Annotated in this window: 10 protein-coding genes and 1 pseudogene; 5 read left to right on the forward strand and 6 right to left on the reverse strand. The window is 42.1% G+C overall.

The features are described 5' to 3' along the window. Nucleotides 1-447 (forward strand): hypothetical protein (locus tag O8C65_08025; protein ID MCZ7356865.1); only part of this gene is annotated, 447 nt, incomplete at its 5' end. A gap of 452 nt (nucleotides 448-899) precedes the next feature. Here the strand turns inward: O8C65_08025 and O8C65_08030 are convergent. From O8C65_08030 to O8C65_08055, 6 genes are all read right to left on the reverse strand, one after another. Next, the gene (locus tag O8C65_08030; GenBank protein ID MCZ7356866.1) at nucleotides 900-1,211 is read right to left on the reverse strand and encodes a hypothetical protein; all 312 of its coding nucleotides are present in this window, start codon (nucleotides 1,209-1,211) and stop codon (nucleotides 900-902) included. A gap of 211 nt (nucleotides 1,212-1,422) precedes the next feature. Next, entirely contained in the window at nucleotides 1,423-2,820 is a 1,398-nt protein-coding gene (locus tag O8C65_08035) for a hypothetical protein (protein MCZ7356867.1), read from the reverse strand. Continuing rightward, a complete protein-coding gene (locus O8C65_08040) occupies nucleotides 2,817-4,724 on the reverse strand; it encodes a S8 family serine peptidase (GenBank protein MCZ7356868.1) in 1,908 nt (635 codons plus the stop codon). The genes O8C65_08035 and O8C65_08040 overlap by 4 nt, the downstream gene beginning before the upstream one ends. 4 nt (nucleotides 4,725-4,728) lie before the next feature. After that, on the reverse strand, nucleotides 4,729-6,111 hold the full coding sequence (locus O8C65_08045) for an IPT/TIG domain-containing protein (GenBank protein MCZ7356869.1): 1,383 nt from the start codon (nucleotides 6,109-6,111) through the stop codon (nucleotides 4,729-4,731). 343 nt (nucleotides 6,112-6,454) lie between these two features. Next, nucleotides 6,455-8,239, reverse strand: a complete 1,785-nt coding sequence (locus O8C65_08050) for a hypothetical protein (protein ID MCZ7356870.1) — start codon at nucleotides 8,237-8,239, stop codon at nucleotides 6,455-6,457. A 182-nt stretch (nucleotides 8,240-8,421) separates the two neighbouring features. Then, entirely contained in the window at nucleotides 8,422-10,434 is a 2,013-nt protein-coding gene (locus O8C65_08055; GenBank protein MCZ7356871.1) for an IPT/TIG domain-containing protein, read from the reverse strand. A gap of 1,062 nt (nucleotides 10,435-11,496) precedes the next feature. Here O8C65_08055 and O8C65_08060 point away from each other — a divergent pair. The 4 genes and pseudogenes from O8C65_08060 to mutS all read left to right on the forward strand — a co-directional run bounded on the left by O8C65_08060 (nucleotide 11,497) and on the right by mutS (nucleotide 16,526). Further along, nucleotides 11,497-11,656, forward strand: a pseudogene (locus O8C65_08060) (IS5/IS1182 family transposase). A gap of 107 nt (nucleotides 11,657-11,763) precedes the next feature. Continuing rightward, the gene (locus O8C65_08065; GenBank protein ID MCZ7356872.1) at nucleotides 11,764-12,639 is read left to right on the forward strand and encodes an ATP-binding cassette domain-containing protein; all 876 of its coding nucleotides are present in this window, start codon (nucleotides 11,764-11,766) and stop codon (nucleotides 12,637-12,639) included. Then, nucleotides 12,636-13,817, forward strand: coding sequence for an ABC transporter permease (locus O8C65_08070; GenBank protein MCZ7356873.1), 1,182 nt, complete (start codon nucleotides 12,636-12,638; stop codon nucleotides 13,815-13,817). Before O8C65_08065 ends, O8C65_08070 begins: the two co-directional genes overlap by 4 nt. 105 nt (nucleotides 13,818-13,922) lie before the next feature. After that, nucleotides 13,923-16,526 carry a DNA mismatch repair protein MutS gene (gene mutS, locus O8C65_08075; GenBank protein ID MCZ7356874.1) on the forward strand — a complete coding sequence of 868 codons (2,604 nt, stop codon included), beginning with the start codon at nucleotides 13,923-13,925 and terminating at the stop codon, nucleotides 16,524-16,526. The last annotated feature ends 38 nt before the right edge of the window (nucleotides 16,527-16,564 follow it).

Genomic DNA, 16,564 nt, shown 5'->3' on the forward strand with positions numbered 1-16,564 from the left:
AACCAACCTGTTTACGCCAGCATAAATACTTCAAACCTCAATGGTACATATACGGTTAATGTCAAAGGCATGGCTTCAGCACCGAGGACTGATCCATCCAAACCATACTATCCGCTGAACGGCCGGTGGAGCAGTGTTGCAAGCAGGCAGCTTACTATAGTTCAACCAGCGGGGTTTGATAACGGGACTGTTTATGGAACCCTGGGTAACATTGCAGGTGCAACAATAACTACCAACACGGGTGTTTCCACGACAACGAACGAGACCGGTTTTTATTCCTTGAATTTAGTAGCTGGTACCTATCAGTTAACGGCTAGCAAAGAACCTCAGAATTATCCCAATAGTAGCGTGAGCGTGACTGTCGTGGCACGTACTACTGTAGTTCAAAATATTATCCTGACCCTCAGGCCCACGGGAACGATAAGCGGCACGGTCACGAATGCATAAGACAGCGGTTCAGTTGCGGAGCGTTCGTGAGATTGAATTATTTGCACTACTATGAAACAATGCTGGTTGATGGTTCTTATGCGAACAAAATAATGATGTCAAGATTGAGCAATTCCCTACCGTTCAGGCTGGGTGGTACACGAACCCTCGGAATGGTTATTAAGGATTAAAAATAGCCTTCAGCTTCAAAATACACAATAGCAGCGTCATATTTTACGCAGTGAAAGGAAGACCTGGCGGTTTTAAAGTCCGCCTGGAAACTTGATGAAATGAAGGAATTAACCACTTAGTCATAGCCATGGGCGATTGATATTATCGGACAACCTGTTTAGCCCTGAATAGTTTACTTTGAGGTACTGAGAAAGTTTTCCCAGGGTTCCAACTGAACTGTCCAATAATAATATTAGAAATAATATTTTAAAAAATTCAATACCCGGTGCCATTAATCCTGTTCATAACATTTTCTTTAGTTTATCTATTCTTATCGATTTGTAAATATTAATAAAGTTCGATTTCATCTTTACATCTATAAAAACATTTCTAATGTTCCCTCCTATGAACTGGCCTGAAGCAAAAGATAGCATAAGAAGTGGTATGATCGTCCAACTGAAACCAGATATTATCCTCAACAGAAATACTAGAGGAACTGGTAGATGTATAGCCATCATCCACTGCCTGGAAAACCTATCGGCCTTGGATCTCCAGTAACCGAAGGGTATATTGATTAATAATACTACCAATATTAATTCAATTAGCGAAAGCATATTATTGATTTCTCCTGTGGTTGTGTATTCTTATTCATCTTCGTGGCGCTAAGGGGGTAGAGGAGACTCTAACCGAAAGGTTGGGCAGGCCCCTGGAAGGATTTGCCAGTTTTGACGATAACTGGCTATCGTTTTCAACTCTGCTAAGAATGTGTTAGCATTTTCTAACAGATTCAGTTCTTTAACCTTTTGCCGTAAGCTCCTCTATTTTCTATTGTGCACCAGCATGACAGCTTAAGCAATTGTCACCTCCAAGACCTCCTGCTGATGTTACCGTTGTCAGAACCTGTGTAAAATTAGTATATGAAGAATTCTGGACAGAAACGGCTATTACCGTAGGTGTGTTATATGCTCCTCCTGCTGCCGTACTATTTGCTGTAACCTTAAGAGTAGTTTTGTTGCTACCTCTGGCAGGTACGTAAATCGATGTCCTGCCGAGCACTGATGGTGTTATAAAGTTCGTTGAATCCGAATCAGATACTGCGAGAGTATAATCTCCATTTGCATTACCGGTATTATTTACAGTAATATTATATGTATAATTACCTCCCTGAGTTATAACAGCAGATATCGGTGATGCCATTATTGTAACATTGTACGTGGGAGTAGATGGTGCCGTAACAGTCTCAGTAACATTGAAACGACCGCTATTCGCGTTAGTTCCCAGATATATTCTTCCTCCACTTGAGGTTGTTACCGAGACTTTTAGTGCAAGATATGATCCCGCTGGGGCAGTGAAATTAATGCTGCTCAGATCTATGATATAGCTTTGACCGTATCGAGAAGATACTGCCTGCGTCTTGTATCCTAAAGATTTGAAAGTGCCCTTCTGAGCATAACCCAGATCAAAGCGGTATGTTGCAGTATAGCCACTTTTTTGACTCGACAAATTAAAAGTAGCATCTGTTTTGCCTGCTATCGTTGTATTCGAACTATAATTTGTCGGTGAAATTGCTAAAAATTGATCACCGCTTTTAGTGGTGGTCAAATAATCGATATTACATCCGAATCCTGAACTACTGAGTGAAGTAATCTTATAAGATGTTGGATGAACACCGCAACTTCCCCAGTTGGCTTTATAGCCTGAAGAACCTATGGCAACTGAAGAAGGAGTCCAATAATACGTCTTATCTGAGGCACTTGCAGCATTAATAAAAGGTATACCGTTATCTGTATACATTCCGGTGTTTCCGTGACATATATTACAGGCTACTCGAGCAATCTTTACTTTATCAATATGCCCAGTTGCCAATGGAGCACCATATCCTCCTGCACCTGTATGACAATTCTCGCAAGGAGCTGGTGTCTTAAAGTTTGCTGGATGGCCACTAACAGGTTGCGTACCATCTCCATGACATGCCCAGCATTTCTTGTCCTCTGCATTTACAGTCGAAGATGCTTCTTTGTTCAAACTCTTATGTCCTGAATTATTTGCAACACTGAAGTTGACATGTTCAGGTGCATAACCTCCATCATCCATACACTTCTTACAGTCAGGACCTCCTCCTGCACTTGCCGCATTAATGGAAAATACTATTGAGAAAAATATAATCGAGAATATTACACTTCGTCCCAATATTTTATATTTTTTATTATTTTTATATTTCATGATGACCTCCCAATTCTTATAATTCCTGTCGAACCTCTACCTCTATCTTGATATGGTATAAATTCAATATCGAGCTCAGGTGATTCAATATTCATATTGAAATTTACGACCTGTGATTTTTTGAGTTTATATTTGGAGGATAGATCCTTTCTAAGGACACCATTTTCATAGACATTCACATCAATTTTTGATAGTTTGCTATTTGTTATGGTTATTGAATAGTCTCCATTTAAAAGAGAAACTTGCTTCGCATTTTTACTTGACGAATCTGACTTAACGACGAGATTTAATATGACTTCAACCATATTTTTATCTTCAGCTATATTGTTGCTCGCATCATTGTCAGCACTGGTCGATTTTACTTCAACTCTATTTGTGTAGTTTCCTATGGTTGTATTTGGTACTGTATAACTGACATTGATATTTGCCGTGCCATCTCTTGGCATAGTTCCCAGATCGCAGGTAAAGTTAATCGCTGTATCACAAGTTCCCTGAGATGGTGCAACAGTACCCCGGATAAATCCGTCGGGCCATGTATCATATACCTGTACACCTGAGGCGTCCGAAGGACCATTGTTATTTACAGTAATAGTATAAGTATAGGTCTTCCCGTCTCCTGCAATGATATTGGATACGGCTTCGTTTTCAGTTATCGATAGGTCAGCATTAGCAGATGCCGATGTTCCAAGAAGAGCTTTAGATGCATCTACTATGCCATATCCATAGGTATCATCCTTACCCGGAATTCCTGCATCAAACGCTGTACTATCAATTATCTGCCTGACATCTTTATTGTCTCTTTTTCCATCTCCATTGACATCAGCAAAATTTGTTGAAAATATCAGAGCCGCCACACCTGTCACATGTGGAGCCGCCATAGACGTTCCGCTCAAAAGGCCATATCCTTCTTGTAGACAATGAGTTGTGTCAGCAATAATACATACCGTAGAATTTATTTTTACCCCGGGCGCCGCAACTTCGATCTTCTGATCTATTGGAGAGAAACTTGCTCTTTGACCATTCTGATCTATAGCCGTCACAGCAATAACAGAATCATATGCCGCAGGGTATAAAACAGGGCCTCCTCCAGTATTTCCTGCCGCTGCCACTAATAATATGCCAGAATCATATGCGGAATTAATCGCATCGAGTAGAGCAGTATTATTTTCAGGACTTCCAAGGCTCATGGAAATGATATTCATTCCATTGTCTTTCGCCCATTCTATGCCAGAAATGATTGAACTGGCAGTACCAAAACCGCCTCCGTCCAGTACTTTGACTGCATATATGCTTGCCTCCGGTGCTGCTCCTACAACTCCAATACCATTATGTTCTGCAGCAATAGTACCAGAAACATGCGTTCCGTGACAAGTCCTATAGAATGATAGACAATTGTCATCCCATGGATCAGGATCGTTGTTTACAAAATCGTATCCACCTTTATAATTTCCTGCCAGGTCTGGATGGTTATAATCAATTCCTGTATCGAACACAGCTATTTTTACTCCAGTTCCATTGACATTTTGGCTATGTACGGGCTCACTACCGATATACTGGACCCCCCATGAACTGGAATATTCATCTGTTGTCCTGAAGATAGTGTCGTTCACTATATATTTGATTCTGGAATCTTTTTTCATCTCTTCGATTTTGTCTTCAGGTATTCTTGCCGAAACTGCATTTACCAGATGAAAATCTTTTTTCACCTTACCGCCATGACTTTGGACCTGTTCCTCTTCTGAAACTCCAACAGGCTTTTGATAACCAATTATAACGTCACGATCTGCGGCAAGTGCTATTCCACTCAAAATAATGATAATAGCACAGGAATGTAGAGTAACCTTCAGAATCGCTCTACCTTTTTGTGGCAGTTTATTTTTATTTGAAAGAAAGGATAAAGACATATATCTATCCTCCTGTGACCTGTGTAGAATTGGCGCCATATATGCTGTTGACTGTTGCTGTATCTCCAATCCTTGCATCCGGACTCGTGACATTAATAGACGTTTCTGACCAATTTGTAACTTGGACAGATCGGAACGTAGTTACGTTATTGATCGTAACATATGTCCAATTATTGTATGCAGGATCGTATGTCCCAAATCCTGAACCGTTGATCGTAACTGTCTTAGATATAAGTGTAGATTTAAGTATTGCAGAGTTGACGATGACTTCCGGCCCAACTACAAATGGTCTTTTATTACTTTCTTCATTTCCATCTTTTATAAGATATATTGCGTACAAACCTTTATTCAGTGGTGGTATCGTTACAAAAATCTCATGATCGTTTATTCTAGTCGGATTTATTGTAATATTACTTATGGTTGTTCCGTTTTTAATAACTCCTTTAGTAAGGGCTACAATTGATGACCGAGTGATACCATTAACTGTTGTCACAAAGTTTTCTCCATGGATTGTCAGGTTCGTTGTCTCTCCTAAAAGTGCCTGATTTGTACTAAGGTGGTCAATAGTTGGTACGATAAGGTCAGATCCTGGCGCTAAACTGCCTGCTACATACCATGCATGACAACCTTGGCAATCATTTGGTCCAAGATGACCAAAGCCTGACTGCGAAGATGTATTGGCAATGTCCCACTGAATATTATGTATGGCATTTATACTATGACATCTCTCGCAAATTCGTATAGAGGAAGGCCCATTCGCCCCATCATGGTTATCATGGCACAATTCACATTTTGAGTTGTTCTGATTAATGAATCCACTCAAATTTCCTAAGCTGTGATGTGTCTTATTATTACTGGCTATGAAAGGAGTGGCTGTTAAATCCTGTCCATGACATGATTCACAACCCCCCCATTTCTTGCCACTTGTTAGATTGATTACTTTAAAAGTTGCATTGGGTGTCAAATTGGATAGTGGGGAAGTAGCTATATAGTGTCCATCGTTAATATTATCTACCAGACTTCCATGACAGGCTTGACAATTTCCAATCGTTGCAGCTTGTGTTTCGTGATGCTGTCTTCGAATATTCATCCCGTTAAAGGTATTATTATGGCATTGTATACAATTCCTAACCATTGTAATACCAGTCCCATCTGGAAGAACAGGGTGACAATCTGTACATTGAAATGGCTGACTTGTGTACCGATTTATAGCATGGTTCGCTACAAGGTTATGATGCGTGTCTGGTACACCTGAGGCATGACAAACTCTGCACATTGTCTCATTATAATTAATCAACAATGTATCATAAATACCCATATTTTGATTAACTGGTGGCGCCGGAATAGCAGCAAATGCCAGACCTACCAGTATCAGGCCTACTGTCATGGGCAATAAATAGTTTAATATAAAATGTTTTTTATTCATTATTTCACTCCTATCCTATCCATACAAAATTGAAATAATCGATATTTCCATAATTTCAAATATCTAAGGGAATATTTTTCTTGAACTCCTTGTTTTAATTCACTTTACCTTATTTTGTTTCTCATTCTATCCTATTTTTATTGATTATAACATCTTTTTAAATCATCTTATACAAATTAAGAATCAAAAAAATATAAAGGAATTAATTTTAAATAATCAATTCCTTCTAAATTCATATTTTGCCAGTTTTTTATTCTTATTTTATTTTCCTCATTTTGTTTTGTCTTTCAATTCATATTTCCATTTACCTCGATATCTGGAAGTTGTTGTCGCTCATATCTGTATACAACGAGTTGCTTGTGCTTGTTATTCTTATCTTGTAGTTAGTTCCGGTTGACTGGACGCGAGGAATATTCCAATTATAGGGACCAGTATTCGAAGCACTCTTTGCAATTGTGCTCACTACTGATGTGCCTTTAAGAAGTTCTATCTTTACACTTCCACCAGGATTACCTACAGATGTCCAAGTTATTGCGTGAGTCGTACCGCGCTTCCAATTTTCTCCTCCATTTGGAGAAGTAACTGTTATAGACGGTGTAGGTGTCGGAGTACCACCCACTATTGTAGCCGTTGCTTGTCCACTATCTGCAGTTATCACTGTTACCGTATCTCCTGCTGCTACCGAACCGGATAATGTTGCTACTATCTGTGTATCGCTCCAGCTGGTGATGCTGTCAGAATAATACACATTTCCTGCATGATTGAAAGTGACATATTGCTGAGCATTTGTTGCCGGTTGGCTTCCTAATCCAGTTCCTGAGATAGTTAGAGTTCCGCCATTCAATGTCGCTGAATTTATTGTCACTTTGCTTACCACTGTCAACGGTTTAATGTCGCTTGGTTTGGGCACATTCTCTACAGCATCGGTTTTTACAACCTTGATATAATGTGCACCTGCTGCCAGATTTACTGTAACAGTTATCTGCCCATTTGATATGACATCTGGAGTGAGATTTGTCTTATCATCTATATTCACAACGGTTGTAGCGCCAGTCTGCACGAAGTTGGTACCTGTGAGCGTCACAACTGTCGGAGTATTGGCGTTGAATACAGTCGGATTTGCCAACTGAACATCTGGAACAATAGCTCCTGCGAATGGATTCACATCACCGGCATCATACCATGCATGACAACCCTTGCAGTCCCATGAATGGTTTGCCGGATCTGAAGGATTATTTGAACCTATGTGACCATATCCACGTAATGTACTGGTATTGGCAAAGTCATACTGAACATTATGAATAGATCTCACGCTATGGCACGTTTCACATCCTCTGACATTAAGAACATCTGATATATCGACATGGCACCATGTGCATTTATCGAATATTTGTGTCGGTCCACCAGTTATTCCAAGTATCTCATTGTGGTGGGCATTATTATTACCAGTTGCATTTGGCGGGGCACTATATACTCCACCGATGGGACACGGCTGTCCACCAATCCCACAAACTACTTGAGTAAAGTAAATCGGCGGATTTGCTAATGCATTCTCCGAATGGCAAGCTAAACAACCTCCCCATACTCTCCCAGAAGTACTGTTGAAGGCTTTGTATAATGCACTGGGTGTCACCTCGCTTGGAGGATAAGGAGGAATGTAATGTCCGTCATTATAATCATCCACTGATGCGCCATGACAGAATTTGCAATTTCTTGCCTGTGCATGCGTAGTGTTGTGATGGGGCCTGGTGAAGTTACTTACATGTGCGCCAAGGGAATCGCCCCAGAAAGGAGTACTATTATGACAATCCATGCAATTTCTATCTATTAATATTCCAAATCCTGAACCTGGTGTTGACGGATGACAGTCTTGACATCCAAATGGTTGGCTTGTGCTTGGATTTATAGCACTCGTTGCAACAAGATTGTGGTGCCTAGTTGGCACTCCGCCAGTCACCAAGGGACTGGATGTAGAATTATGACAACCTCTGCACAGAGGCTCAGTATAGTTAATCATCATCGTATCGTAAATACCGAAATTCTGATTAACTGGTGGCGGCGGAATAGCAGCAATTGCTAATATTGCCAAAAATGCCAGAGCAAAAATCGGTATCAAAATTTTTCCTTTAATTTTCATTTTTGCCTATCCTCTTTTTTCTTTTTCTATTTTCTGTTTTTTTTCTTTTCTTTTTATATATCCTGCATGAATGTAAAATTAAAAAAATTGAAAGAAGAGATCATTCATCCCTTCTTTCTAACTTACAATTTTTTTTACGGTTTCACGATGCTGAATACGCTGTCGCTAGTATCCTTGTATATCGTGTATGTCTGACCTTTGGCGTTTACGCTTGTTATTCTTACCTTATAGGTTGTTCCTAGTGCCTGGGTACCAATCGCCCAACTATAGGTACCAGAGTTCGCAGTGCTAATTGTTTTCTTAACACTCGTTCCTAGAAGGATTTCTATCTTTACATTTGCTCCCATCTGACCAACTTTTGCCCATGTTATCGTCTGAGTGGTTTTTTGTTTCCAGGTCTCTCCTCCATTTGGAGAAGTAACTGTTATTCCTGGTGTTGGTGTTGATACTACAATAGCTGCCGCTGCATCTCCAGCGTCCGCAGTTATCACTTCTGCCGTATCTCCTGCTGCTACTGTACCAGATACTGTTGCCACTATCTGTGTATCGCTCCAGCTATTGATACTCGCAGAATAACCTGCATGGCCGACAATGACATATTGCTGAGCATTTGTTGCCGGTTGACTTCCGAATCCAGATCCGGAAAGAGTTAAGGTTGCGCCGTTCAATGTCGCTGAAGACAAAGTGACCACTGGCACAACAGTCAATACTGACAGTTTGCTTAGCGTGTCTGGGCCTTTCACAAGTTGCAGTTGATGGATTCCTGCGCTCAGTGCCGGAATGCTGACTACTATCTGCGTATCTGTCTCAGATGTTGGTGTATATGTCACTCCATCTACAGTTACTACAGATGTATAGGCATCATTCACGAAGTTCGAACCTGTGATGGTAAGAGTCGTTGCAGTGTTTACAGCTATTACTGACGGGCTTATACTATCCACTGTTGGAATAATAGGTCCTGAGAACGGATTTGTATCTGCTGGCAGCCATGAATTGTGGCATCCATAACAATCTGTATTATTTCCTACGTGCCCAAGTCCTTGGGTTGTACCTGCACCAGCAAGTTCGATATTATGGATACTTTGCACACTATGGCATTTCTGACAACCTGTACCATTAATGGTAATATTAACGGTACCTGGTTCAAATGATCCGTTAGCTGCGTCCTTCGCCTCGATAGTTGAGTTTCTAAGTTCCAGTGAACTAGGTAAGATTTCACCAGTAAATGGATTGATTGCGGTGAATGTCTCGCCTGGATATATTACATGGCACCAGCTGCAAACTGCACCCGGGGTCCTGCCTCCAAGAGTTCCATATCTACCACTTACATTCACAAAACCGTCCAGAATTGTCTGGTGATGGCTGTCGTGGTTGTCCAGAATTGGTGTCCCAGTATACAAGCCTTTTGCAGCTAAACTGTTATTGTTTGATGCATTTACCGTACCCAAATGGCATGATTCGCAACCTCCCCATGTCTTATTTTCCAAAGTGGTGCCATCCGAATGGTAGAGTGTAGTGGGTAATGGTTGTAAGCTGGTGATCTTAAATGTGGCGAACGGGGTTATCATGAAGTCCGTAGCATACGATGGTACATAATGACTGTCGTTGTAGTTGGCTACGAAACTGCCGTGACAGATCTTACACTGCCTGGCCGCTACAGGATTTCCAATATTCGCATCATCATATGTTGTATTGAAGTGATGCGGTCTGCTTAAATTGCCCACATGGCCGCCAATGGAATTTCCCGTGAAATTGTTTGCTGGATTATGGCAATCTGTACAGCTACGGTCCAACAATATTCCATTTCCTACTCCTGGGGTCGGTGGATGGCAATCTCCACATCCGAATGGAGCATTGGTAAGCGGATTTATCGCATTTCCTGACAACAGTCTGTGATGTCTTGTTGGTACGCCACCAAGGACATTACCGTATCCACCAGGGGTGTTTGTTCCTGTCGTTTGATGGCAGGCTCTGCACGCATTCTGGTCTGTTGCATTGGTTTGGAAAAATGCTATCGAAGTATCGAATATACCAAGGTTCTGCGGCACCGGCGGTGGTGGTGGCGGTGGCGGTGTTAACGCCCAAGCTAAGCCGACAAACGCCAGAAAGACGACAGCGGCCGCTAAATACAATTTTTTATTTTTCATTTTTTTTCTCCTATCTATATTACTACTATATCACACATTCAGACCTCGATTCGGACAGTGATATCCGAATTTTGAGGTCTTAATTCAGATCGATATCAATCCTTGATAATGATCCTCCTCTGTATATGATCTAGTAGTAGTATGCACGAATCTCAATTTGATTGCATTATGATCTATTATGGTTGTACTGAATTCATCATTCATGTTTTCGCCCTATCCCGCGTTTTTCTCAGGACACTTGAGTTTTCCTATCCATTCAACTCTCAATCCTTTCAAAGGTCAGTGTCATGATTGCTCATTAGGATATAATGCAACTTTTAATCTCAAAACCATATTTATGGATAAGATAGTAATTGATAATTATTAAGTTGCATCCTATCCTAACTATTATTCCCACTCTATATTAGTTTAAATAATTGTATGGATAAAACATATATGGGAATTAATATCCTATTCTAATAATAATTCATATATAGGAAAGATGTATTTTTTTTCTAGTAATAATCAAAATATGAAAAAGATGTATATCTTAACTATCCAGTAAATATCATTGCGCAGTTTTCAGCAAAAGAAATATCAGAATTACTTCGTCATAACCGTATTAATGTCATCCAATTTTTTCAACAATTCTTTCCCCTCGCTTGTCAGAATATATTTATCCTCATCAGTACGGTCAATAAAATTTTCATTCATTAAAAATTCTAAATGTTTATTGAAGTTTTTCCAATCAATATAAGCCTTATGCATAATTCGCGTCTTCTTAGCATCTTTCTCCACTTGTATTATCTTGAGAATTTCTCTGATAATTTCCCATCGACTTCTATAATTGCTCATGCCACAGTCCTATCCGGTTGATAATATGCCTCATTATGTATATGAGGGTTTCGATTGCCATTGGTATGCAATGTTAATTAAAGAAAATGTATATGAGGTTTTCGATTTGCATTGGCATACTATATTGATTAAACAAGATGTATATTCGTTACGTAACGGATAGTATTTATTATGATCTAAAGCTTATGGTGCTCCAAACCATTAACAAGAGACGATATATACAAATAGATGGTTTCAAAGAAAGCACAAAAGAAGACAAAAACAAAACAGAAGAGGGGGATAAAAAATACGAAGATGAACGGAATTGGAAAGAATATAACGTAAAACCGGTCAAGCTGGGGAACTCTCGCTGGAATTTCTTGAGAACCGGGATGCCGAATTACCAAAAAGAATTCAGTGCAAAACGATGCCTAAATCAGCAATATCTCAATCCAATGGCAAACTTCATAGCGTGGTAAGACCCTCTGGAGGACTGAAGAAGGACGAGGGACTGAAATGGAAAAAACAGTTGAAGTTTCACATGTATCAAAATCTTTCAACGGGCAGCCGGTTGTTAAAGATATTTCCTTTGAGATAGCACCCGGTGAGGTATTCGGCCTGATAGGACCGAACGGGGCCGGGAAAACCACGATCATCCGGATGCTTCTTGATATAATGAAACCGGATTCCGGCGAAATAAATATCCTCGGAGGACGAGCTGGTACCAAGGACATGATCGGCTACCTTCCAGAAGAGCGGGGGATGTATCGGCGACTTTCGGTAATGGATACCCTGATGTATCTTGGCGCCTTGAAAAACAGGCAGAGTAGAGAGAGAACATTGTCCCTCCTTGAAAAGATGGGCATGCTCACAAATAAGGATATGAAGATCCAGGAACTCAGTAAGGGCATGCAGCAAAAGATCCAGTTCATTGCGGCGATAAACCACGACCCGCAGCTCATAATCCTCGACGAGCCCTTCTCAGGTCTTGACCCTGTGAACATGAAGCTTGTTAAAGACCTGATACTTGAACTCAGCAGGGAAGGAAAAACTGTGCTGATCAGCACTCACATGATGGACCAGGTGGAGCGCATGTGCGAGCGGATATTCATGATACACCGTGGAAAAGGGGTATTATACGGCAGCGTATCTGAAATAAAATCCAGGTATGGCAAGAATACTATTTTCCTTGAGTTCGAAGGCGAGCTGAAAAATATAACCGGTGTAAAGAAGATCAGTCATTCGGGCAATTACGCTGAACTTGTTCTCGAACCCGGGGTGGATACCCGGGATATACTAAAGAGTATTGCAGCCGACGTCAGGGTGAACAAATTCGAGGTTTCAGCCCCGTCATTGAACGAGATATTCATAAAGGTGGTTGAGGGAACATGACCAAGTGGATCACGATAGCTAAGCATGAATACACATATAATATCCGCAGGAAGGAATTCCTTTTCGTGACATTTGGGCTTCCTTTATTTATTTTTGCGATAGTAGGTCTTCCGGTTCTTTTGATCGGCAATTCGATTATCCAGGAAGAATACAGGATCGGATACGTCGATAACACAGGTTCATTTGGCGGTTCGAATTTTACCCTGTATTCAAACGAAGACCTCGCAAAAAAAGATCTTTTAGAAGGAAATATAACCCAATTCTTTGTTGTCCCTTCCAACTATTTCAATACAGGTGAGATCTATATATACTCAGCAAAAAGCTTGCCTTCCGGGTCGAAAATTATCGAGGACAAGATAAGAGGCTTCCTTCTCGACAACCTGCTGGCGGGCGAGAAAAAAGAGACTCTGGATAGAGTAAAAAACCCGATGAACAGCCAATATTTCACGCTGAGCGACAAAGGAGAAACCAGAAAGGAAGATTTATCTGCAATTCTGGTTCCAATTGCATTTGCACTTTTCTTCATAATGTCCATCTTCACCTCATCAAATTTTCTTCTGCAGGGCGTGGTGGAGGAAAAAGAGAACAGGATTATGGAAATACTCCTGTCCTCGGTCTCATACCGGGACATGCTTGTGGGCAAGATTTTTGGGCTCGGGGCTGTCGGGCTGACCCAGATGTTCATCTGGCAAATCGCAGGGGCAGCACTTCTTTCCATGAATCCTGCCGCATCCTCCCTCATTGACAAGATACACATTTCTGCACCGCTTTTGATGTTCGGGGCCAGCTATTTCATACTGGGTTACATTCTTTTTGCCTGCATTATGGCCGGCGTGGGAGCTATAGCCACGACTTCCCGGGAAGGGCAGCAGATGGCAGGGATATTTTCATTAACGGCGGCGTTGCCTTTGATACTTTTCCAATTCATAGCGATGAACCCGGACGCGACAATCACCAGGGCGCTGAGCTATTTCCCCCTGACTTCCCCTGTCACAATGATAATGCGTCTTTCGCTGACAGATGTGCCGTTCTACGATGTCATGATCAGTACAATGATATTGGCGCTTACGGTTCTCATTGTGATAGAATCATCTGTTAAAATATTCAGGGCAAGCCTTTTGATGTACGGTAAGAAACCGACGATTAGCGAACTTATAAAATATCTTCGGACTGGATAGTTCGCCGCGCTATCTTTTCCTGGAATACCGCCATCCATCTTTATTTTTTCTCTCGAATGCAAAAGCAAAAATAGGACTAAATGTATATCAAAGCGGAGAAAGCCAATGGACAAGATGACACCTGCCATGCGCCAGTATTACGAGGCAAAAGAAAAACACAAGGACGCATTGATATTCTTCAGGATGGGCGACTTCTATGAGTCCTTCGGGGATGATGCGAAGATAATCGCAAAAGAGCTTGAGATAACACTTACCTCAAGGGGCAGGGACAAAGAGGGAGAGGATATGCCTCTTGCCGGTATCCCATACCACGCTGTCGATTCATACCTTCCCCGCCTTATAAAGAAAGGCTACAAGGTTGCGATATGCGAGCAGCTTGAAGACCCAAAGATGGCTAAAGGCGTAGTTAAAAGAGGGGTTGTCAGGGTCATCACCCCGGGTACCGTGATTGATTCTTCTCTGGTCCTGGACCAATCGAACAATTACCTCATGTCGGTTTCAGGTGAAGGACAGGAATTCGGGGTATCGTTCCTTGACATGAGCACAGGCGAGTTCTTAACCACACAGTTCAAAGATAACGATAACTGCGACAAAGTGATTAGTGAAGCCTCACGGATGCATCCTGCTGAATGCATTCTTCCGCCAATCCTCTACGATGATCAAAAGCTTGTGGAGCGCCTGAAAAAGATCGATATTACAGTTAACAAATTTGATGCCGAGTATTTCGAAACAAAAACTGCACGCGTCCGTCTCCTCAAACATTTTGGCACCATGACGCTTGAAGGCATGGGATGTGAGAACCTGCAGCTTGCAGTTTCTTCAGCAGGTGCTGCGCTGGAATATGCACAGAAGACCCAGATGAGAGATTTGCAGCATATCCAGACAATAAGGACGTATTCCGAGAATGAATTCATGGGACTTGACTCCATCACTTTGCGGAACCTTGAGATTGTGCAGGGTGTACGCGGTGGGTCAGACAACACTCTTCTGTCGGTTCTTGACAGAACAAAAACTCCAATGGGAGGACGTTTGCTTCATAAAATGCTCCTGAAACCGCTGATATCATCTCCGAAAATAAAGGAAAGACTCGATGCCGTTGAGGAGATCATTAAAAAAACATTGCTAAGATATGACCTGAGGTCACAGCTTTCGCGCATCCGCGACATAGAACGCTTGATCGGGCGCATCGTCTATGGCAACTCCAATGCCCGCGACCTTATTGCGTTGAAGACATCCCTTGCTACCATTCCGGAGATAAAAAGATCCCTTAAGGAAAACGATATCAACTCAATTTTTCTGGCAGGCATGACCCAGAAGCTTGGTGATTTTTCAGATATTGTCGACCTGCTGCAAAAAGCGATCGTGGATGAACCGCCTCCTGGGGTTCGAGAGGGGGGGATGATAAAGGATGGGTATAACGAAAAGCTGGATGAGCTCAAAAAGCTGTCTCTGCACGGCAAGGATTGGATTGCTGAGATGCAGCAGAAAGAACGTGAGCGCACAGGCATCAAATCACTCAAAATAGGTTATAATTCGGTTTTCGGGTATTACATAGAAGTAACAAAGCCAAACCTTTCGCAGGTCCCTGCTGATTATATCAGGAAGCAGACAACCGCAAATGGGGAACGTTTCTATACGCCGGAACTCAAGGAAAAGGAAGTGATGATACTTTCTGCTGACGAAAAAAGGATGGCGCTTGAGTTTGAGCTTTTCAATGTGGTCAATTCTCATATCGGAGGTAGGGCAAAGGAGCTTCAGCTTGCTGCCGGGGCATTGGGGGAACTTGACGTAACTGCGAACCTTGCCGAGATAGCTGTGAACAGCAAATATGCAAGACCGGAAGTGAATGAGAGCTGCAGCATCCTTATCCGGGACGGGAGGCATCCGGTCGTGGAGAGAACGCTTCCGGGTTTTGTCCCGAACGATACTCAAATGGACTGCCAGGAGAACCAGTTCCTGCTCCTCACCGGTCCCAACATGGCAGGAAAATCCACATACATGAGGCAGACCGCGTTGATCGTGATAATGGCGCAGATCGGAAGTTTCGTGCCTGCCTCTTATGCCTCAGTGGGGATCGCTGACAGGATATTCACGCGTGTGGGGGCATTCGATGACCTTTCCAGCGGGCAGAGTACATTCATGGTGGAGATGGTTGAGCTTGCCAACATCCTGAATAATGCTACGCCAAGAAGCCTCATTCTTCTTGATGAAATAGGGAGGGGAACGAGCACCTATGACGGGTACAGTATCGCAAAGGCAGTGGTTGAATTCATACATAACAAAGACCGTGTAGGTGTCAGGTCACTTTTCGCAACGCATTATCATGAGCTTACTGCGATGGAAAAAATGCTGAAAAAGGTTAAGAATTACCATATCGCAGTAAAAGAAGAAGGCAACGATCTGGTATTCCTCCGAAAGATCGTTCCGGGGGCGACCGACAGGAGCTATGGTATCCATGTTGCCCGACTTGCCGGGGTTCCGTTGAAGGTGACCCAGAGGGCAAAGGAGATATTAAGAGAGACAGAGAACGGGAGCGCAATAAATAAGGGTAGGGAAAGTTCCAGGTTTACACAGCTCATGCTTTTCGGGCCGGAATCCGGAAAAGAATCGCCGATTCTCGAGGAATTAAAAAACCTGAATGTGGATGCAATGACGCCTCTGGATGCGCTTAATGCGCTCGCTGCGCTCAAGAAGAGAGTGGAGCGGTAATCTCCGGAATGCAATATCATGCTCGTAGCATTCTTTTT

The sequence above is a fragment of the Candidatus Methanoperedens sp. genome, from assembly GCA_027460535.1.
GTDB lineage: Archaea > Halobacteriota > Methanosarcinia > Methanosarcinales > Methanoperedenaceae > Methanoperedens.

Coding starts and splice junctions, on each gene's coding strand:
- O8C65_08065 (MCZ7356872.1), top strand. CDS start 11,764: ATGGAAAAAACAGTTGAAGTTTCACATGTATCAAAATCTTTCAACGGG.
- O8C65_08045 (MCZ7356869.1), bottom strand. CDS start 6,111: ATGACAGTAGGCCTGATACTGGTAGGTCTGGCATTTGCTGCTATTCCG.
- O8C65_08030 (MCZ7356866.1), bottom strand. CDS start 1,211: ATGCTTTCGCTAATTGAATTAATATTGGTAGTATTATTAATCAATATA.
- O8C65_08040 (MCZ7356868.1), bottom strand. CDS start 4,724: ATGTCTTTATCCTTTCTTTCAAATAAAAATAAACTGCCACAAAAAGGT.
- mutS (MCZ7356874.1), top strand. CDS start 13,923: ATGGACAAGATGACACCTGCCATGCGCCAGTATTACGAGGCAAAAGAA.
- O8C65_08055 (MCZ7356871.1), bottom strand. CDS start 10,434: ATGAAAAATAAAAAATTGTATTTAGCGGCCGCTGTCGTCTTTCTGGCG.
- O8C65_08035 (MCZ7356867.1), bottom strand. CDS start 2,820: ATGAAATATAAAAATAATAAAAAATATAAAATATTGGGACGAAGTGTA.
- O8C65_08070 (MCZ7356873.1), top strand. CDS start 12,636: ATGACCAAGTGGATCACGATAGCTAAGCATGAATACACATATAATATC.